Origin of the sequence: Paenibacillus hodogayensis (assembly GCF_039536325.1) — a bacterium.
Lineage (GTDB): Bacteria > Bacillota > Bacilli > Paenibacillales > NBRC-103111 > Paenibacillus_AB > Paenibacillus_AB hodogayensis.
This window is the reverse complement of sequence record NZ_BAAAYO010000006.1, coordinates 803,395-822,456: the sequence shown is the minus strand read 5'-3', so window position 1 is coordinate 822,456 and position 19,062 is coordinate 803,395. Positions and strand designations below refer to the sequence as shown.

Genomic DNA, 19,062 nt, shown 5'->3' with positions numbered 1-19,062 from the left:
TATAGTCAGTCTACCGAAATATAAGTATAATAGACGAGAATCGAAAATTGTCATTCTGGCGCCGCCGTCTGGAAACCGCCTGCGGCAAGCGCCTTTTTTTGGGAGGAATGTCCCATAGGCGACTATTCCGTTATTGCCGATGTCAGCGCATCCTTGGTCAAGCTGCTGCGCGAGCAAATGACGCCCGATCCGATCCCCCAGCCCGAGCTCATCGGCCTAGGCACGCCGGTCGACAAAGGCGACTTCTACTTGTCGTTATTTCTGTACAGCGTCCGGGAAAGCGGTGACAATCGCAAAACGCAGATGATTGCGCGCGGAACCGGCGAGATTCAGTACCCCCCGCTCGCTGTCGATCTGCATTATATGGTGACGGTTCAGTCGCCGGCGGAGCTGCAGACGCGCGCTCTGGATGAGCAGCGCATACTCGGCCGCGCCATGCAGGTGCTGTACGACCACTCCGTGCTGCGGGGCTCGAGCCTTGTCGGCACGCTTGCCGAGCGCGGGGAAGAGGTTCGCATCGTGATGGATAATGTGAGCGGCGACGGGATGCTGAACATGTGGAATTTTGCCGATACGCCTTACAGGCTGACCGTCAGCTACATGGTCGGTCCGGTGATGATCGATTCCACCCGCATCAAGACGACCAAGCGGGTTCTGGAGCGCGACATCTCGATACAAGGCTAGAGCGGGAGGGGGATTGGTTTGGAGCAGCTGCGCATCGTCCGAATGAAGACGCGCGTCACTCTCGTGGTGATCGTGCGCGACGCTTATGCTTCCGGTCCGCCCTTCGACCGCAGCATGGAAGTTCGTCTGGCCGGCTATCCGCGGAAGCCGGTCGGCAAGATGGACGGCACTTACATATTTTCCGATTTGGAACCGGGCGAGTACCGCCTGGAAATCGACTCTTCTTATTACTTTCGCGAAATCCGGGACGTTTCGGTCGGTACCGAAAACAGAATCGTCCACGTTCCGCTGCTGCCGCTCCCTTCCTATCCGTTCGAACCGAACGGCACGCTGGTCCGGGCGATGATCGTCCAGTCTTCCGGCGCGCCGCTCGTCCGGGCGTTCGCAGCGGCAGTCGTCTCCTCCGAGGAATGCGTGAAGGGCCGTTTGTCCGACGGTGCGGATGGGGAAGGAAGCGATGTGATCGCCGTGACGGCGCCCGTCGGAACGATCCAGCCCGAAGATCGTCTGCTGCTGGTCGGCCGAGGAGAGGACGGACGCAGAGACGTTGTCCATATCCGCGAAGTGCTCGAATACCAGAAGCGATTCCGGCTGCGGAGCGGGCTGTCGTCCGCTTACGAAAGAGGGTCGCGGCTGTTTCCCATATTCGTCTCGAGAACGACGGAACGGGGGGAGTTAGCTCTCGCTTTTCCGGGAATCGGGGTCAGGTCGTTCCGCGCGGAGCTCCGTATCGGCAACGGTCCGGACGAGACGCTTGCGATGAGAACGATCGAAGTGAAGGAAGGCGGCACGGTCAATCTTGGCACATGGATGGTCTAGGACGAAGTGGCGCGAGGAAGCGATCGATCGATGATCGAAAAGGCTTCAGCCGCTGCTCGCAGGAAGCTGTATGCCACTGCGCCATGGAATACCATACGGCAGGTTCCATGTCCATTTTGAAACTATAAACGAAGCCGAAAGGAGAGAACTGGTCCGGATTTGCGGCCATGCGGACGCGCATAAAGTCCCATGCCGGCAAATGCGACCGGGAAACAATGGCAGAATATTTATCGCCAGGCGTGTATGTAGAAGAGTTTGACAGTGGCGCGGCGCCGTTGGAAGGTGCGAGTACGAGTACGGCCGGTTTTATCGGCCTTGCGCAGCGGGGGGAAATCGAGGGTCTTCCCCAACTGGTCACGAGCGTGGCGGATTTTCACCGGATTTTCGGCGGCTACTTGTCCGAGAACGCCTTCGGAGATTACCGGTTTCTGTCTTACGCCGTCGAGCATTTCTTCCTGAACGGGGGCTCGCGCGCCTATGTCATGCGGGTTGCGCCGTCCGACGCGAAGCTGGCGAACAACCAGTCCGGAACGAATAAAGAAGCGGCAGTATTGAGCATCCAGTCCAAAAATCCGGGAGCCTGGGGCAACCAGGTCCGCATTGCGGTCGTGCCATCGAGCAAAGCCAAGACGCAAATTTATGAGATTCTGGGCGATGCCGCTGACGCCAAGCAGTACCGGGTGAAGAACAACGCCGGCTTCAATGTGGGCGACGTGGTCGCTTTCGAGGCGAACGGAGAGAAGCAGTACAACAAGATCGTATCGTCGCAGGATAACGTGATCGAGCTGGAGACGGCGCTTGAGGGCGGCGAAGAGGTCGTGGATCAAAACCTGCTGCCGGCCAAGGTGCTGACGACCAGCGAGTTTACGCTGCATGTCTTCTACGGCGACGAGGCGGAAACGTTCGAGAAAATGTCGTTGAACGTGGCGGCGGCTAACCATGTCGAGAAAGTGATGGCCCGCTCCAACATCGTCAAGGTGCAGGACGTGTCCGGCGGCAACGGCGGTCCGGTCGCTCCGTTCGAAGTGATCTCCGGCCTGGCCGAAACCGAGGGCAAGTTCCAGATCGCGCTCTCCGGCGGCAGCGACGGCTCGGTAGCCAATCTGGCCGCATCGGATTTCATGGGGCAAGACCGCGGCCCGGGCAAGCGTACCGGCATCCAGGCGTTTATCGACAACGACTTCGTGAGCATTATGGCCGTTCCGGGCGTTACCGATCCGAACGTGCAGCTGGCGCTCGTGGCGCATTGCGAAAATTTGGGCAGCCGCTTCGCGGTGCTCGATATTCCGCGCGAGAAGACGAAGGTAGCGGACGTCATGACGCACCGCAACATTTTCGACAGCCAGTATGCGGCGATGTACAATCCTTGGCTGCAAGTGTTCGATCCGCTGGACAAGCGCAATATTTACATACCGCCGTCAGGCTCGATGGCGGGCATCTACGCCCGTTCGGACAATACGCGCGGCGTGCATAAGGCTCCAGCGAACGAGGTCGTGCGCGGCGTCGTCGGTCTGGACTGCCAGTACAACAAGGGCGAGCAGGATATTTTGAATCCGCAAGGCGTCAATCTGATCCGTCAATTCGCCGGTCAAGGCATCCGCGTATGGGGCGCCCGTACGTGCTCCTCGAACGGCTTGTGGAAATATATCAACGTCAGAAGGCTGTTCATTTTCCTCGAAGAATCGATCAAGAGCGGCACGAACTGGGTCGTCTTCGAGCCGAACGACGAGCAGCTGTGGGCCCGCGTGCAGCGCACGATCGACGCGTTCCTGACGCGCGTGTGGAGAGACGGCGCGCTGACCGGCGCGAGCTCGAACGAGGCGTTTTACATTAACATCGGACGCAGCACGATGACCCAAGACGATATCGACAACGGCCGTCTTATCTGCGTCATCGGCGTCGCTCCCGTGAAGCCCGCCGAGTTCGTGATCTTCCGGATTACGCAAAAAACGAGAGAAGAGTAAAGCTAACGGGGAAAGGGGTATTGTATGGCAGGCGAACGCAAGGATCCATACCGCAATTTTAGATTTCGCGTCGAAGTGGCCGGCATTCAGCAAGCCGGCTTCAGCGAAGTATCCGGCTTTGACGCGAGCATATCCGTTATCGAATACCGCGAGGGCAACGAGGTTATCACGCCGCGCAAGCTGCCGGGCTTGGCCAAATACGGCAACATTACGCTCAAATGGGGCGTAACCGATTCCCTCGATATGTACAACTGGATGGCGGAAGCGATTCAGGGCAAGATCGCGCGCAAAACGGTGACCATTATCGCCATCAACGAGGAAGGTCAGGATGTCGCGACGTGGCAGGTCATCGAAGCTTGGCCGTCCAAATATTCGGCTCCCGGCTTCAATGGCTCGGGCAACGAAGTGGCGATCGAGAATCTCGAGCTGGCGCACGAAGGCATGACCCGCACGAAGTAAGTTGACGGATGTTCGCGCGAGGAGCGTCTGGCATAACGCCCGGCGCTCCCGGCTCATCCGCGACAGGAACCGGAGGAACTGGATATGGCTTTTCAAACCGAATACGAATTCGAACTTCCGCGCGGCTTTGTCGACGATAGCGGCACGCTGCACAAGCGGGGCGTCATGCGGCTCGCCACGGCGGCCGACGAAATATTGCCGATGCGCGACCAGCGGGTGCAGCAGAACCCGGGTTACTTGAGCATCATTTTGCTTGCCCGCGTCGTCATCAAGCTCGGCGACCTGCGCGCCATCGACACCCGTACGATCGAAGGGCTGTTTACGGCCGATCTCGCCTATTTGCAAAATTTATACCGCACGATCAACGAGGTGGAGGCGCCGAAGGTGCATTGCCTGTGTCCGAAATGTGAGCATGAATTCGATGTGGATGTGTCTTTTTTGGACGTGACGGCGGAGGCATAACCGGATATCCGATCGACAAGATTTACGAGGAGGCCAGCTTCATCGCCTACTACTTTCATTGGCCCCACGAGCAGATCATGTCGCTGGAGCACCGAGAGCGCCGCCGCTGGTGCGAGGAAATATCCAAAATCAACCGTAATTTGAACGACGACGGCCAGGAGAAGCAGGCCAATCCGTTCGACGTGTTTAACAAAAGGTGGTGAGAGCGATGGCCACTCCGGCGAAGCGCACGAACGACGCGATCGGAGCGTTCCGCTTCAAGGTGGAGCTTGACGGGCTGCTTGTCGGCGGGTTTTCCGAGGTGACGGGCATCCAGTCCGAAACCGAGGTCATCCAATACCCCGAGGGCGGTCTGAACACTTACGTGCACACCTTTCCCAAGCAGACGAAATATCCCAAAATGGTCCTCAAGCGCGGCATTACCCAGTCGAGCGAGCTGTGGGACTGGTACGACGGGGTAGCTGGCGGAAAGGTCAAACGCAAGAACGGCTCGGTTATCTTGTACAATAATGGCGGTAAAGAGCTGTGCCGCTGGAATTTTTTCGAGGCTTATCCGGTCAAATGGAGCGGTCCCGACTTGAACGCGACCGGGAGCGGCGTGGCGATCGAATCGATCGAGATTGTCCATAACGGCTTGAAGGCGATTTTCAGCAAGTAGCGGGCAGTCTGTCGGGCCCGGATCGCCAGCAGGTTCGCAGGCCTACGGACAGAAAGGGCTTAAAGCCCAAAAGAGCCTTATTTGCGGCGCACGACTGCAGGTTCGGGCAAATAAGGTTCTTTTGAGCCTTAATGAGAAGGCGGAGAGCATGGTTTCGCCATGCGGGTCAATGGTATTCGTGGCTCTGACACTGTACGAGGGGGATTCGAAATGGCTGCGCCAAAACCGCATAAGGTTCGAATCCCGAACGGCGTTATGCCAAAAGCCGCTCTTGCATCCCCGATGACCGCCGCCGAAGCTTCGCTTACCGGAGTCGGGGCAGACGGCTTTGCGGCCGGCATCATAGGAAAGTACGGATTTGCCCGGAGCGGGCATTGGGCGAGGCTTCCGCTAGTGTTCAAGCAGCAGCGGGAGCAGATCCGCCAGGCGATGCGAAGCACGCCGGGGCGCGAAGTGATGACGACGCAATGGATAACCCGGCTTCAGCGCATGTACGAGACGCTCCCCGCTCCTTCGCCTACGCAGCGGACGGTCGTGGAGAAAGTGCTCGTAAGGGAGCGGGGACCGCTGCCGCAAGAGGCTGTGCCGTCTCAAGGAGGCGCGGCGTCCGGGCCGGTTTCCGCGTTTGGCTCCGCAAGCGCGGCCGCGACCGGGGACACGTCCGCCGCTGCAGCACGGGAGACGCAGGACGCCGCAGCTGCAGAAGCTCGGCCGAAGCGAAAGGCGCAGACGGGAGGCTCCGAAGCCGATGTCGGAAGTCCGGCCGCGGAGACGCTCCGGAAGCGCGGCTCGCGCCGCAGCCAAAAGCAGGAAGCGGCGAAGTTGGCCAAGCATGCAGCCGATGCGGACGAATTGCATAAGCAAGCTAACAACAATAGCCGTCAACCGGCGCCTGAAGCCTCAGGCAGGTTCGTGGGCCGCGTTCGTTCGCCGGGCGCCCCGGTTGGCCGTCTGCAAGCGAAAGCAAGCGCTGCTTTGCCGAGCGGACGTGCCTTTCCATGGACGAACGAGGCCGCTTCGACCGGACGGTCGCAAGCTACATCGTTCGGTCGCCTATCGTATAGGGCGGCTCCAACGTCCGGATCGACAAAAAGCCAAGGGGCTGCGCCATTAACAAGCACCCTCGGCAGCATGCGGGAAGCCCCGGTCTTGACGGCACTCCACGGAATCCGTCTGTCGGCGATGCCGGACGCTTTTATACAAAGATACGGGAATAGGGTTGTCGAAACGGCTGGGCTTCCGTTTCGGAGGCTGAACCGTGAGGGCGCGGTAGGCTTCATATACCGCATCGAACGCAAATCCGATAGCAAGCTGCCTTCAGGCCAAGCTTCTCCCCATGCTTCGCGAAGAACTTTCGCAGATGCCAAGGATGGGGCTTACCCTGCGAACGGGCAACGTTCGTTGCGGCAGTCTGACGGCACGCTGGTTCGAAGCTCGACGGCAACCGATCGGTCCGCGTACACGACTACCGTTCGTACCGGGACTGCGGCAATGATCGCCGCTTCGGCAGGACGAACGATGAGGCCGACAGTCGACACAATCGGACCCGGTACGGCCGCAAGACCGGCTATGGCAGCGCGTATGCTGCGGAATGGCTACTCGTTGGACAGCAGCATTCCTTCCGGCGTCGAAACGCAGCGAGGTTTCCCTCGATCGTCGTCCTTCATCCCACGTATTGCGGCGGAATGGAGATCGATGACACGAGCGGATAAGGGCGCTCTCCCCATCTTGTATGGGAAGGCTTCGCTTGACGAAAGCTCCGTGCGGCGGCAGCGCGAACCGGCGTTTACCGGCACTTCGCCGGAGCGCGATAGGCAAAGGGCAAGCGTAACGTTGAGTGCGGGCGAAGCGCTACGGGGAGCAGGTTTGTTAGCTTCGATAGCTTTACCGACCCGCCTGGGCGGCCAGCCGGTCGTCAGAGGGATCAATCTGCCCGTCCAGCGCTTGTTTCGCAAGCAGCCAAGCAGCGCTGGACCGGTTCGTCCGGAGGCGCAGTCGGCCATTTCGCGTCGGAACGGTCTCGAAGAGGCTGGCCGAACAGTGCTGGTACGCAGCGGTGCCGGGAGCCTTGGCGCTGACGCCGCGATCGGCGTAGTGCCGCTTGTCGGCTCCAGGGGTTCGGGGAACGGATCTTTCGGCTGGGTTTCGGTAAAAGGCCTCGATACTCTGGTAGGAGACGGGACTCCCTCGAGCCGAAACAGCGGTTCGGCAGTTGGAAGCACATTCGCCGCACAGGTGCTGCGCAGGTTCCAATCCGCCCAATCAACGAATGCCCCGGCATTTGGTCGTATGGCGCTGGCGGCTGCGTCCGCAAACAGAGGCAGCGGTCCGGCAAAGAGTCCGCGGGCAGACGCTCGGCCGGCAACGGCGAAGTCCGGGCTATCCGGAAAAGTTCCTGTTCGTGAGATGGCGAAGGCGAACCGAAGTGAACGGACGCCCTCTGTTTTGGGAATAGGAAGAGGGCAGTCAGAAGAAGCAGTTGCCACGTTTGCGGTCATGTCCGCATTCGGGACGACGTCGTCCTTGGGCAGGCAGCTGCGTCGTCTTTTCCAGACGCAGTCTCTCTCTTTGCGCAGGAAGCCGGAAAGTGGCAGGGACAAGGCGCTTCTTGCAAGGCGGCCCGGCGGCAGCCTGAATGATCGGATAGGCGTGCAAAGCGGGCCGCTTCGTATCTCTGCCTCTACGAACAGGTCGGGTGCAAACTGGCCGGGGAATACGGATTTATCGTTCTACCGGTTAGCGGGTCAACGCCCCGTCATAGACGGTCAAGAGGCTCCGCGTGCGCTTGCGCCTTCCCGGTCGTCAGGAGATCATGACGCCGTTTCCGGAAATGCTTCCGCACGCAGCGGGAGCGGTACGAATGAGACGGAACGACAGGAAGCCGGGCGGTCCGGGAATCCTGGACCGACGGCGGGCATATCGGTATTCGTTGCGGGAATGCCTTCCGCTAGACGCGTCGAGGATCGGATAAGCAGCGGGTATACCCGGTTAAGCGGAGGTGCGGAGCCTGGACTAGCCGGGCGGACTTCGGACATATCGGGAACGGGGCAGTCGTTTTCCGCAAGCCGTCTGGGGAACAGACCGATACTTGACGGTTTAACTCGAGCCGGGGCTGACCGGGAACTGCGTCGGCAGTCCGAGCTCACCGGTGCGAGGACGCGCCACGTAAGACGCTTTGGCGACGCACAAACGAGCTTGCGACTGTCTAATGCGAGGCGAACCGTTTCCTCGGCAGATAGCGCTGGCGCGATACAGGCTTTGCCGCTCCGCAACCGTTCAGGCGCGTCGCGTTTCGGCGAATCGGAGCAAACAACGCGCATCGGTGCCTGGACCCCGCAGCCGACAAGCGAAGTGGGCAAGGCGGGAGCGGGTATCATCCGCTTGTCCGGAGGCTTGGGAAAGCAAGCGGGAGCGGCGGAGTTAGCCGCCCGGAAGGACATCCGCGCGAATGCGCAGCAACCGGCATCGATCGGCCAAACCGGCAGGAGAATCGGATTGGCTCCCGGCAGCGGCTATCCCGAGCTTCGCGAACGTCTGAGCCGCAACCGGGAAGCGTCAGAGCGGCTCGGCGCCAGTATGGCTCGTTCGTTGGCGGAAATGGGAGGGGACGGCGTCCGCGAATTCGTCCGGCAGCTGTCGTCAAGCCGGCTTGCCGAGGCAGACCGGGGGGCGAAGCAAATCCGGAGAAGTCGAGACGGGAATCGTCCCGTTTCGGCAGCGGATTTGCCTCCCATTCCCATGCGGCATGGCGAGGCGAGCGGTACAGGCGCTTGGAGAGCGCTGGCCTTGAGCCACTCGTCCGCCGAGCTTCCCGTTATCGGACGGCAAGCGATTGCGGCTGCGTACGAAAGAGGCCTAGCCCGCAGAATGACCGGGCTCGTTAAAGATAACGATAACCGGCAGCGCCTTATGCGCCAGCTGGAAATACGGCCGGATCGAAGAGAGGGTTACCGCGAGACGGGGCTTCAAGCGGATGAAGGTTTGCGGGTACGGCTTCGCGCTGCGTCAGAGCCCGACGGACAAAACGGCAGGACGTCAAATCGGATTTTGCGAAAGCCCGCAACGTCGAGCATTACCTCGATAAACCATACGAATTCAACGGCTATGCTTCCGAACCATGCAGGTCTCATAAGATACGGAACGAATGCGGCGGAAAGACCGCTGGTCGCACGACGAACCGCAGCCCTGAACGCGGCGGAGGCAGGAGCACGCGGTATATCGGCAATCCGCTCTGCGGCCGAAGCTGGCTCGGCAGGCTTTGCGATAAGCGGGCAAGCAGCCCGAGCGAAGGCAGGCAACACGACGGTTTTCCGGCAAGCGGCCCAGAGGAGCACAGCGAACATGGCGTCCTTGCGGCATAAAGCTTTTGCAGAAGTTAGCCGTCCTGCAGCTTTCCGTCAAGCGGATCGTGCAGCCGCAGTAGGCGCTTCGGCATTCAGCCATACATCGCAAGCCGGCATCGAGGTATTGCGGCAGCATGGGGCCCGCTCAGGCGCAAACCGTTCCGCGGAGTACGTTCAAGCGGCCCGAGCAGGCGCAAACCGCTCTTCGGGGCTCGTTCAAGCGTCCCGAAAAGAAGCAAACCGCTCCGTAGAGAACGTTCAAGCGTCCCAAGCAGGCGCAAACCGTGCCGCAGCGCTCGTTCAAGCGGTCCGAACAGGCGCAAACCGTTCCGCGGGGCACGTTCAAACAGCCCGAGCAGGTGCAAACCGCTCCGCAGAGTACGTTCAAGCGGCTCGCGTAGGCGCAAACCGTTCCATGGGACTCGGTCAAGCGATCCGATCAGGCGCAAACCGTTCCGCAGAGTACGTTCAAGCGGCTCGCGCAGGCGCAAACCGCTCCGCGGGGTTCGTTCAAGCGGCTCGCATAACCAGCGGAAGCGGCGTCTCGGCCGTTTTCCGGAATACGATACAAGCAGACACAACCGGCATTAAGACCGTCCGGCGTGCGCGGGGACAGAAAGCGGCCGCGAGCGGCGCAGAGGGTTTGAACTTCCCCGGCGGTAACGGAACCGGGTCGGGCGGCCGCGATCCAGCCACAGTCTACCACCGGATTCGCGAAAGTTTATCCATTTGGCACGGCGGAGCAGCTGTCAGACCGGGACAAGCGCGGTTCAATGCGACCACGCGCCCGAGCCGGGCAGATGTCTCTACTGGGGCCGAAAGCCGGATGGTACGGCGATCGGAACCCGCCGCTTTAACGGAGCGGCGGACGGCGTCCGCCGGGATCGGCAGAAGCGGCGAAAGCTCCGCTTCAACCGTCATTCGCCGGCAGGCGTCAATGATACGCGGCTCCACAGCGTCGGCCACTGCCGCAGAAGCGCCTGCCGTTTCGCAAACAATGCGGGCTCCGGCGCGTCCGAGCCTACTGCCTAGCGACCCGATGGTCGCGCTGGAGCATAAGGCGCAGCCGCCACAAGCGCTCCCGGGAGCCGCCGCCGAGTTCGATCCGGCCGCGCTGGACTATCGCCGCAACATACAGCGGGCGGCCGAGCCGCCGGTCGTACAGACGGAGTCTCCCCCTCCGGCTGCGGTCGATATCGAAGAGCTGCAGGAAATCGTCAGAAAGCTGCCGCAACTCGATGTGAAGAAGCTGGCCGACCGGGTGTACCGGGAGATCGAGCAGCGTCTTCGTTTCGACCGGCAAACGCGCGGCTTGTAGCGAGCGGCAGGCACTGGCATGCCGCGGCTGAAGCCGGCTGCCGGCAGGCAGAGGGTCACGGGAAAATCCGCGGAAGGAAAGGCGGGACATAGGCATTGGCATTGAAAAAAGCGTTGATTCTCGTAGACAGGGGCAACAAGAGTAAAAACGAGCAAATCGAAGTGCTGTTTAACCCGAGCGAGTACGGATTGGAGACGAGCAACCACTACAATTGGCAGAAGGTGCCCGGGCTGTCGATGCCGATCGGACAGTTCGTAACCGGCAACACGTCGACCTTGACGTTCGATCTGTTTTTCGATACGTACGAGAAGCAGACCGATGTCCGGGAATATACGCGAAAAATATCCGGCCTGCTCGATGTGGAGAAGGAGCTGCATGCTCCGCCCGTTTGCCGGTTCGTATGGGGCTCCCTCGATTTCAAGGGGATCGTGCAGAAGGTGACCCAGACGTTCACGATGTTTCTGGATACCGGCATCCCGGTGCGCGCCAAGCTGAAGGTGACGTTCAACTCCTGGTACACGAAGAAAGAGCAGCTCCAGACAATACCGCGCCATTCGGCCGACCGCACGAAGCAGAAGATGCTCAAGCAAGGCGAGGAGCTATGGATGGTCGCGGCGGAGGAATACCAGGACCCGACCCTTTGGCGGGAAATCGCCAAGGCAAACCGCATCGACAATCCGGCCAGACTGCAGACCGGCCGGAGCATCACCGTTCCGAGGCTCGACTAAGCCATGGCTCAGCTGCAATTAGATACTTCATCCTACGACTTCGGGGAGCTGGACAAAAAATACGGCAGCTTCTTCGCCCCTGCGCTGGACATTTCCGTAGACGGCAAAAAGCTGTCCGAGCAGATCAGCCTTGCGTCGGTGCGCGTACATACGACGATTGAGGCGAACGCCGATTCGTTTACGCTGCGCATCTCGAACGCGATGGATTGGAAGACCAGCGAATGGCTCTGGCTGGACGTATTCGTGCTAGGCGCGCAAATCGATATCTCCCTCGGCTATGTGGATAAGTTCGCTCCGGTGTTCAGCGGCTACATTACGTCGGTGACGGCCGATTTTCAGGAGGCGGACGGCGCCAGCCTCATCGTGAGCGGGATGGACTTGAGCTTCTTCATGATGAAAGGAACGCGTATGCAGACGTGGAACGAGAAGAAGTACAGCGATATCGTGACGGAGATCGCCTCCCGCCATAAAGCGACCGCTCATATCGATGCGACGACCGACGTGCTGCCGACCATTTCGCAAAACATGATGGACGATTTTCATTTCCTTCAGCATATGGCAAGCCTGCTCCATTACGACTTTTTCGTCGTCGGCAAGCATCTGTATTTCCGCAAGCCGCTGACCCAGACGACGCCGGTCGTGACGCTGGCCTGGGGCAAAGAGTTGCGGGCTCTCTCGATCGAGCGCAATTTGGCCGATCAATTGACCGGGGTCAAGATCCGCTACTGGGACGACAAGGAGCAGAAGGTCGTGCTGAACGAAGCCGGAGCTATTGCCAAGCTGGGCGGCAACGCCAAGACGGGCAAGGATATTTTGGCCTCGATCGGCGAATATACCGAGACGCTGTACATGAACGCAAGCTCGGCCGGCGAAGCGAAAAATTACGCCGACGCGTATTTGAACAACCGGGCGATGAAGCTGGTGTCGGGCACCGGGGAAAGCATCGGCATTCCGGAAATTCGCGCCGGACGCTACCTGAAAATCGAAGGAGCCGGCAAAACGTACAATCAGCCGTATTACATCACCTCGGCGACCCATCTGCTCGACGGGGACGGCTACGTCACACAGTTCCGGTTAGGGGGGAACGCCGTATAATGGATTTTCCCATAGACACGATGTCCCATGCGCTGAATCCGCGGATCGACGGAGTGATGATCGGCGTCGTCACGAACAACAACGATCCGGACAAGCTCGGCCGGGTCAAGCTGCAGCTTCCCTTACACGACGAGAAGGCGGAGACCGACTGGGTGCGCATCGCCACGATGATGGCCGGCAAGGAGATGGGCAGCCTGTTCATCCCCGAGGTCGGCGACGAAGTGCTCGTCGCGTTCCATCTTGGTCAGATCCGCTATCCGCTCGTCATCGGCATGCTGTGGAACAAAAAAAACACGCCGCCCGCTCCAGCGGACAAAAACGACGAGCGGAAAATCATTTCGCGCTCGGGCAACCAGATTTCGTTTATCGACAAGTCGGGGGAAGAAACGATTACGGTCAAGACGAAAAAAGGCCAGACCGTCGTCTTGGCGGACAAGGACGATTCGCTCAAAATCTCCGATCAAAGCGGCAACAACGTCGTGCAGATCAAGGGCGGCTCGGCCAACGAAATTTCCATCACTAGCAGCTCCACCAAAATTACGCTTGACGCCAAAGGCAATGTCTCGATTGAAAGCGCCAAGGAGATCAAAATCAAATCGACCCAGGTCAGCATCGAGGCGTCGGCGACGATGGAGATCAAGGCCGGAGCTTCGCTCGACATCAAATCGGACGGAATGATCAACATCAAAGGCTCGCTGGTCAAAATCAACTGATGGGGGCGAACGCCATGTCGAACGAATTTCTCGGCCGGGGCTGGAAGTTCCCGGTGCAGATCGATAAAGCGACCGGCCGCATTCGGATGTCCGAATACGAAGAGGATATCGCCGAGGCGATCCGAATCATACTCGGCACGTCCCCGGGGGAACGGGTCATGCGTCCGGATTTTGGCTGCGGCATGAGCGATTTCGTGTTCGGCACGTCGGACGACACGACGCTGCGTCTGTTGGAAAGCAGCATCCTCGAGGCGATACGCGCTTGGGAGCCTCGCGTCGGGGAAGTGGACGTAACCGCCGAGCCCGACCGCAGCAATCCCGGCAAGGTGCTTATCCGCATTCGCTACCTGGTAAGGACGACGAACAATTTGTTCAACCAGGTATATCCGTTCTATTTGTACGAAGGAACGACTTGACGATCGCGTGAACGCGTCGGAAGCTTACAGACGAAGAGGGGGTGGAACCGTGAACACGCCGCAGCTCGATCCCCGCACGAAGGCGGATCTGATCGCCCGGATGAAGGAGTTGGCGCCTTATTATACGCCGGAGTGGCGATTTACGCCGGACGAACCCGATCCCGGCACGGCGCTTTTTTTACTTTTTGCAGACATGTATCACGAGAACGTGCGGCGGCTCAACCGCGTTCCGGCCAAAAACCTCGTCGCCTTCCTGAACATGTTCGACGTCTCCCTGCTGCCCGCCCGTCCGGCGGTCAGCCATGTCGCCTTCTCGCTGAGCGAAGGGGCGCGGGAGCCCGTATTGATTCGGGCCGGTACGCGCGTGAACGCCGAAGGGGCGGAGGGGATCGTTCCGTTCGAGACGGAGCGGACCGTGCTGCTGACGCCGGCGCGCTGGCACGCGGCTTTTTTGTCCAGCAAGCGGCATGACCGGATCGTCCGCGTTCCGCAAAGTTTGCTGGCCGATCCGGCAGCAGGCATGGCGGAGCCCGTTCCGCTGTTCCGGCTGCAAGGGATGGACAACTTGCAGGCGCATGCGCTGTTTCTGGCTCATACACCGCTGTTGACCGTATTCGACCGCGCGGTCATCGAGGTAGAGGTGAGCAATTCGACGAGACGTTTTGCCGATACCGCGACGACCAGCTTGCTCGCCGATCCGCACTTGACGGAGTGGCTGTATTCCGCGCCGGACGGCTGGCGTGCCTTCGACAAGGTCGAAGCCCGCAACAACCGAATCGTGCTGACGAAGACCGAGGTTGGCGAAATCGCCGAGCGCGAGCTGAACGGAGTGACGGACCGCTGGCTGCAATGCCGGCTAAAGCCGGCGGAGCCGGGCGGGAAATCGCTGGCCGACGGCGGCGTTGCGCTCGACCGCATCGCGCTCAAGACCGACTACGACGATAGCCTGGGACAAGGCGGTCTGGACCCGGATCTGATGTTTTATAACGATATCCAGGCAGAGCCAAGCGGCTTTTACCCGTTCGGCGATCAGTTCGTCCATTACGGAACGTTCTATATGGCCAGCCGCGAAGCGTTTACGAAGAAGGACGGCTGGGTTCATATCGATTTCACGCTCAAGGCGATCGAGAACCGGTTTTTGCCGGAGCCCGAGCTGCAAGTCAACTGGAAGCTGATTATGAAAAAATCGCAGTTCGACAAGAAGGAGCTGCCGCGCGCCTCGATTACTCAGGTGGTATGGGAATATTGGAACGGCAGCGCTTGGGTGCGTCTGAACGCCGGCAAGGAGGCGGAGACGCTGTTCTATCGGCCGGACACGGAAGGCGCCCCCAAGCGGATCGCCTTTCGCTGCCCGAACGACCTCGAGACGGTGTACGTGAACGGTCAAGCGAACTACTGGATTCGCGGACGCATTTTGCAGATTGAGAACGCCTATGCGCCGCTGCCGATCTATTTATCCCCTTGGCTGGAGAACGTCAAAGTGACGTACGGCTTCGACGACCGGGTGTACGCGCTCGAACGGTGCGTCACTTTCAACAATACGGTGTACGAGGACCGCACCGGGCAATGCCGCGTCGAGGGCAACGGGTTTGAGCCGTTCGCGCCGCTGCCGGTTCGGCATCCGACGCTGCATATCGGCTTTGACGCCCCTCCCGTGCGCGGTCCGATCTCGATCTATGCGTCGATCGTACCGCAGCGGCTGCGCGCGGAGGCGCCTCCTTGGCTGGAATGGGAGTATTTGCGGACTCCGTCGCTGCAGGGCGGCTTCTCGGAGTGGGCTCCGCTCAAAATGATGGACGAAACGAAGGGCTTGACCGAAAGCGGCACTCTGCAGTTCGTCGGTCCGGGCGATTTCGCGCCCGACACGGTATTCGGCACCGGCGGCTACTGGATTCGCGCGGTGAACCGCGACGACCGGTACGACGATCCGAACGCCGACGCGCAGCTTCCCCGCTTTCACGGCTTGTTTCTCAACACCGTGCAGGCGATCCAGCAGGAGACCGTTCCGGAGGAATTCCCGGAATTCCGCGAGTTCGACGACGGCGTCTATGCCTTGACCGGCCGGAACGTCGTGTCCGAGGAAGTGTGGGTGGACGAGACGGAGCGGCTGTCCGAGGAGCATCTGGCCGCGTTTGACGAGCGGGGCTTTCCTGTGTACGAGGCGATCCGCGACAGCGACGGCAAACTCATGCGCGTCTGGGTCCAATGGTCCGAGACGGCAAGCCTGGCCGATTCCGACGACCAGTCCCGCCATTACACGATAGACCGCACGTTCGGCCAAATCCGTTTCGGCGACGGGGTGCACGGGCTGGAGCCGTCGCGGGAGGGGCTGGAGAAGGTTCGCGTTTCTTACCGGGTCACCCAAGGCAAGCAGGGCAACCTGGACACGGGCACGATCGTGCAGCTGCAAAACTCGATCGCCTTCGTCGGCTCCGTCTCCAACATCGAGCCGGCCGCAGGCGGATGCGACCCGGAATCGCTGGACTCGGCGATCCGCCGCGGTCCGCAGCTGCTCAAGCACCGCGGCAGGGCGGTGACGGCCGAGGATTTCGAATGGCTCGCGCGGGAAGCGTACCCGAACATCGCCAAAGTAAAATGCATGGCGAACCGGAACGCGCGGATGACATACGAGCCGTCGGCGATGACGCTCGTCGTACTGCCCAAGGAAGGACGGGCCGGCATCCAGGCGTTCGGCGAGCTGAAGAAGCAGGTCGAGTCCTATTTGCTGAAGCGGGCTTCCGGGCTCGTCGCCTGGCCCGAGGCGATCCGCGCGGTGCCGCCGGCATTCGTGGAAGTGTCGATCGCCGCCGTCGTCAAGGTCGAGCGGTTCGACGATGTGCTGCCTACGGAGCTGGAGGCGATTCGCAAGCTGGAACGGTTTCTGGACCCGCTGACCGGCAATTTCGACGGCAAGGGCTGGGAGATCGGGCAGACGATTCATTCGTCGGTGTTTTATGCCTTGTTGAAGACAATCCGCACGATTTCGTTCGTCGAGAAGCTGTACATGAACGTTTATTTGTTGGAGGACGACCGCAGGATCGAGCTGGACGGAAGCCGTCCGCTCGACGTTCCGCATGGCGTGATCGTAAGCGGCAAGCATAAAGTATCCGTTCAAGCTTTGTAGGAGAAGAGGTGACGCCCCCATGCTGCCGCTGCCCAATCTGGACGATCGGCTGTACGACCAAATGGTTCAGGAAGCCCGTAAGGCGATCCCGAAGCTGTTCCCGGAGTGGACTGACGAGAACGCCCACGATCCCGGCATGACAATGCTGGAACTGATGGCCTGGATGACCGAAATGCAGCAGTACTTCTTAAACCGCGTGACCGCCCGCAACGAGCGCAAGTTCCTCAAGCTGCTCGGCATGAAAACCCGTGACGAGCTGCCGGCCGCCTGCGAGGTCGCCTTTACCGGGGCCGCGGGCCCGGTCACGATTCCGCGGGGCACGCCGCTTCAGGCTTACGACCAGACGTTCGAGACCGACGAGACGCTGCAGCTCGTGCCGGCCGCACTCGAAAAGCTGATCGTGCGCACGGAAACGGCGGTAGGGGATTTTACCGCGAATTTGCAGTCCGGCATTCCTTTCTACGCCTTCGGACCCGATGCGGGCGACGGCAGCCGGCTGTTCATCGGCTTCGACCGGGAGCTGCCCGTTCACACCGATATTTCGCTGTCGATCCGTTTGTCCGACCACTATCCGGTTCCGGTCGGCCGCGGAGGAACGTCGCAGGAGGAGCTGGCGCTCGTCGCCTCGTCCGTCGTCTCGTGGTCGTATGCGTCGAGCGAGGACGGCGACGGCTGGAGCCGCGTCGAGCTGCTGCGCGATACGACCGCCCACCTGTCGCAAAGCGGTAAGCTGACGTTTCGTTTGACGGAACGGATGAAGCCGTTTGCGATGTACCCGGCCGACGACCGGAAACGGTACTGGCTGTGCGGTACGCTGGAACGGGGAAGCTACGAGCTGTCGCCGAAGCTGACGCACCTGTACATCAATGCGGTCCGCGCGGAGCACCGCCAGACGATCGGCGAATGCGTTTCCTTCGAGGCGACGGGGGAAGCCGGGCTCGTCTGCGAAACGGTCGGGTATTTGCCCTATTTCGGCCATATCTCGGTGCAGGTCGGAAGCCGCAGCGGCGGGTGGCGCGAATGGACCATCGTCCCTGCGCTTGCCTCGTGCGGTCCCGGGGACGCCTGCTGCGAGGCGGAGCGGGAACCGTCCGCGCATAAGGTGCGGTTGCGCTTCGGAGACGGGCTGCACGGGGCGATGCCCGCCAAAGGAAGCCAAATCCGGCTTGTCGCATACGCGCCCGCAAAGGAAGGGCTGCTGTGGGTCGGCGCCGGCAACGGGCTTCCCGAGCAGGAGTTCGATCTGTCCCGTACGGGCCCGTTCCGCGGCATTGGCATGCTTCTCCAGGCGGCATACCGCGACAAGTCGACCGGGGAATGGGTATGGGAGGATTGGGAGCGGGTCGACGATTTCGACCAATCGCGGCCGTCCGACCGCCATTTCGTTTACGACCGCGCGGAAGGGCTTATCCGGTTCGGCAACAACGAGCAGGGGCGCATCCCGCCGAAATCGCGGGAGCCGAATATCCGCTTCGTCAGCCTGCAGACGGGGGGCGGGGCGCGCGGGAACATCAAGCAAGGGATGATTGCCGGCTTCGCCGAGGATGTGCCGGAATGGGCCGGCGTTGTCGCGAGCAATCCGGTTGCGGCGACAGGCGGAGCGGAGACCGAGTCGCTGGAGGAAGCGAAGCTGCGGGTGCAGCGCGAGCTGGCCGCCCCGACCCGGGCGGTCACCGCCGAGGATTACGAGGCGATCGCGCGCGATACGCCCGGATTGCGGGTCGCCCGGGTGAAGGCGATTCCGCTGTACAAGCCGGGCATGCGCGACTATCCGCGGGAGAAGGCTCCGGCGCAAATGACCGTCGCCGTCGTGCCGTACAGCGAACGGGACCGCCCCGACGCCGGACCCGGCTTTCTGGAGACGGTCAGCCGCCACCTCGACCGGCATCGTCTGCTCGGGACGGAAATCCACGTCATTTCCGCCGCATATATTAAAATTACCGTCCATGCCGTCGTCGTGATGGAGCCGGCCTACAAAGAAGAAGCGACCCCCATCGTCGCCGTGCTGAGACGGCTGCTGAGGCCGATGGGACATGGCGACGGGGAAGGGTGGCCGTTCGGCCGAACAGTATACAAGGGCGACATTTACGGTGCGATCAGCCGATTGAAGGGGGTCGTGTACGTGCAGGATTTATGGATCGATGCGGAAGGCCCGGCGGTGCGCAAGGACGGGGCCGGCGACATTCATCTTCCGCCGTACGGACTCGTCTACTCGGGCGATCATGAGATGGAGCTGATCGGCGTCACGGATTTGTAACCGGCTGGGCTAAGGAGGGAAC

At 60.8% G+C, this 19,062-nt stretch carries 14 protein-coding genes; all 14 read left to right on the top strand.

Annotated elements, in window-relative coordinates:
- Window positions 1-114 precede the first annotated feature (114 nt).
- The 14 genes from ABD796_RS14785 to ABD796_RS14720 all read left to right on the top strand — a co-directional run bounded on the left by ABD796_RS14785 (window position 115) and on the right by ABD796_RS14720 (window position 19,040).
- On the top strand, window positions 115-684 hold the full coding sequence (locus ABD796_RS14785) for a Pvc16 family protein (protein ID WP_344908967.1): 570 nt from the start codon (window positions 115-117) through the stop codon (window positions 682-684).
- Between the two features lie 18 nt (window positions 685-702).
- Complete coding sequence (locus ABD796_RS14780; RefSeq protein ID WP_344908869.1) at window positions 703-1,503, top strand: hypothetical protein; 801 nt, start codon at window positions 703-705, stop codon at window positions 1,501-1,503.
- A gap of 215 nt (window positions 1,504-1,718) precedes the next feature.
- Entirely contained in the window at window positions 1,719-3,467 is a 1,749-nt protein-coding gene (locus ABD796_RS14775; protein WP_425566885.1) for a phage tail sheath family protein, read from the top strand.
- A 24-nt stretch (window positions 3,468-3,491) separates the two neighbouring features.
- Complete coding sequence (locus tag ABD796_RS14770) at window positions 3,492-3,926, top strand: phage tail protein (protein ID WP_344908867.1); 435 nt, start codon at window positions 3,492-3,494, stop codon at window positions 3,924-3,926.
- Between the two features lie 84 nt (window positions 3,927-4,010).
- A complete protein-coding gene (locus tag ABD796_RS14765) occupies window positions 4,011-4,388 on the top strand; it encodes a phage tail assembly protein (protein WP_344908866.1) in 378 nt (125 codons plus the stop codon).
- Window positions 4,343-4,591 (top strand): DUF6760 family protein, encoded by a 249-nt coding sequence (locus tag ABD796_RS14760; RefSeq protein WP_344908966.1) that lies wholly within the window; start codon window positions 4,343-4,345, stop codon window positions 4,589-4,591. Before ABD796_RS14765 ends, ABD796_RS14760 begins: the two co-directional genes overlap by 46 nt.
- A 5-nt stretch (window positions 4,592-4,596) precedes the next feature.
- On the top strand, window positions 4,597-5,046 hold the full coding sequence (locus ABD796_RS14755; protein WP_344908865.1) for a phage tail protein: 450 nt from the start codon (window positions 4,597-4,599) through the stop codon (window positions 5,044-5,046).
- A gap of 210 nt (window positions 5,047-5,256) precedes the next feature.
- The gene (locus ABD796_RS14750) at window positions 5,257-10,707 is read left to right on the top strand and encodes a hypothetical protein (protein WP_344908864.1); all 5,451 of its coding nucleotides are present in this window, start codon (window positions 5,257-5,259) and stop codon (window positions 10,705-10,707) included.
- Between the two features lie 95 nt (window positions 10,708-10,802).
- Window positions 10,803-11,435, top strand: coding sequence for a CIS tube protein (locus ABD796_RS14745; RefSeq protein WP_344908863.1), 633 nt, complete (start codon window positions 10,803-10,805; stop codon window positions 11,433-11,435).
- Between the two features lie 3 nt (window positions 11,436-11,438).
- The gene (locus tag ABD796_RS14740) at window positions 11,439-12,530 is read left to right on the top strand and encodes a phage late control D family protein (protein ID WP_344908862.1); all 1,092 of its coding nucleotides are present in this window, start codon (window positions 11,439-11,441) and stop codon (window positions 12,528-12,530) included.
- Window positions 12,530-13,243: a phage baseplate assembly protein V gene (locus ABD796_RS14735; RefSeq protein WP_344908861.1), complete on the top strand. Its 714-nt coding sequence runs from the start codon at window positions 12,530-12,532 to the stop codon at window positions 13,241-13,243. Before ABD796_RS14740 ends, ABD796_RS14735 begins: the two co-directional genes overlap by 1 nt.
- Before the next feature lie 14 nt (window positions 13,244-13,257).
- A complete protein-coding gene (locus tag ABD796_RS14730; RefSeq protein ID WP_344908860.1) occupies window positions 13,258-13,659 on the top strand; it encodes a GPW/gp25 family protein in 402 nt (133 codons plus the stop codon).
- A gap of 49 nt (window positions 13,660-13,708) precedes the next feature.
- Window positions 13,709-16,783 carry a baseplate J/gp47 family protein gene (locus ABD796_RS14725; protein ID WP_344908859.1) on the top strand — a complete coding sequence of 1,025 codons (3,075 nt, stop codon included), beginning with the start codon at window positions 13,709-13,711 and terminating at the stop codon, window positions 16,781-16,783.
- Between the two features lie 19 nt (window positions 16,784-16,802).
- Window positions 16,803-19,040, top strand: a complete 2,238-nt coding sequence (locus ABD796_RS14720; protein ID WP_344908858.1) for a putative baseplate assembly protein — start codon at window positions 16,803-16,805, stop codon at window positions 19,038-19,040.
- The last annotated feature ends 22 nt before the right edge of the window (window positions 19,041-19,062 follow it).

Bases quoted from the DNA above. Each gene is read 5' to 3' on its own strand.
- ABD796_RS14765 (WP_344908866.1), top strand. From the start codon at position 4,011: ATGGCTTTTCAAACCGAATACGAATTCGAACTTCCGCGCGGCTTTGTC.
- ABD796_RS14730 (WP_344908860.1), top strand. From the start codon at position 13,258: ATGTCGAACGAATTTCTCGGCCGGGGCTGGAAGTTCCCGGTGCAGATC.
- ABD796_RS14750 (WP_344908864.1), top strand. From the start codon at position 5,257: ATGGCTGCGCCAAAACCGCATAAGGTTCGAATCCCGAACGGCGTTATG.
- ABD796_RS14775 (WP_425566885.1), top strand. From the start codon at position 1,719: ATGGCAGAATATTTATCGCCAGGCGTGTATGTAGAAGAGTTTGACAGT.
- ABD796_RS14740 (WP_344908862.1), top strand. From the start codon at position 11,439: ATGGCTCAGCTGCAATTAGATACTTCATCCTACGACTTCGGGGAGCTG.
- ABD796_RS14720 (WP_344908858.1), top strand. From the start codon at position 16,803: ATGCTGCCGCTGCCCAATCTGGACGATCGGCTGTACGACCAAATGGTT.
- ABD796_RS14755 (WP_344908865.1), top strand. From the start codon at position 4,597: ATGGCCACTCCGGCGAAGCGCACGAACGACGCGATCGGAGCGTTCCGC.
- ABD796_RS14770 (WP_344908867.1), top strand. From the start codon at position 3,492: ATGGCAGGCGAACGCAAGGATCCATACCGCAATTTTAGATTTCGCGTC.
- ABD796_RS14735 (WP_344908861.1), top strand. From the start codon at position 12,530: ATGGATTTTCCCATAGACACGATGTCCCATGCGCTGAATCCGCGGATC.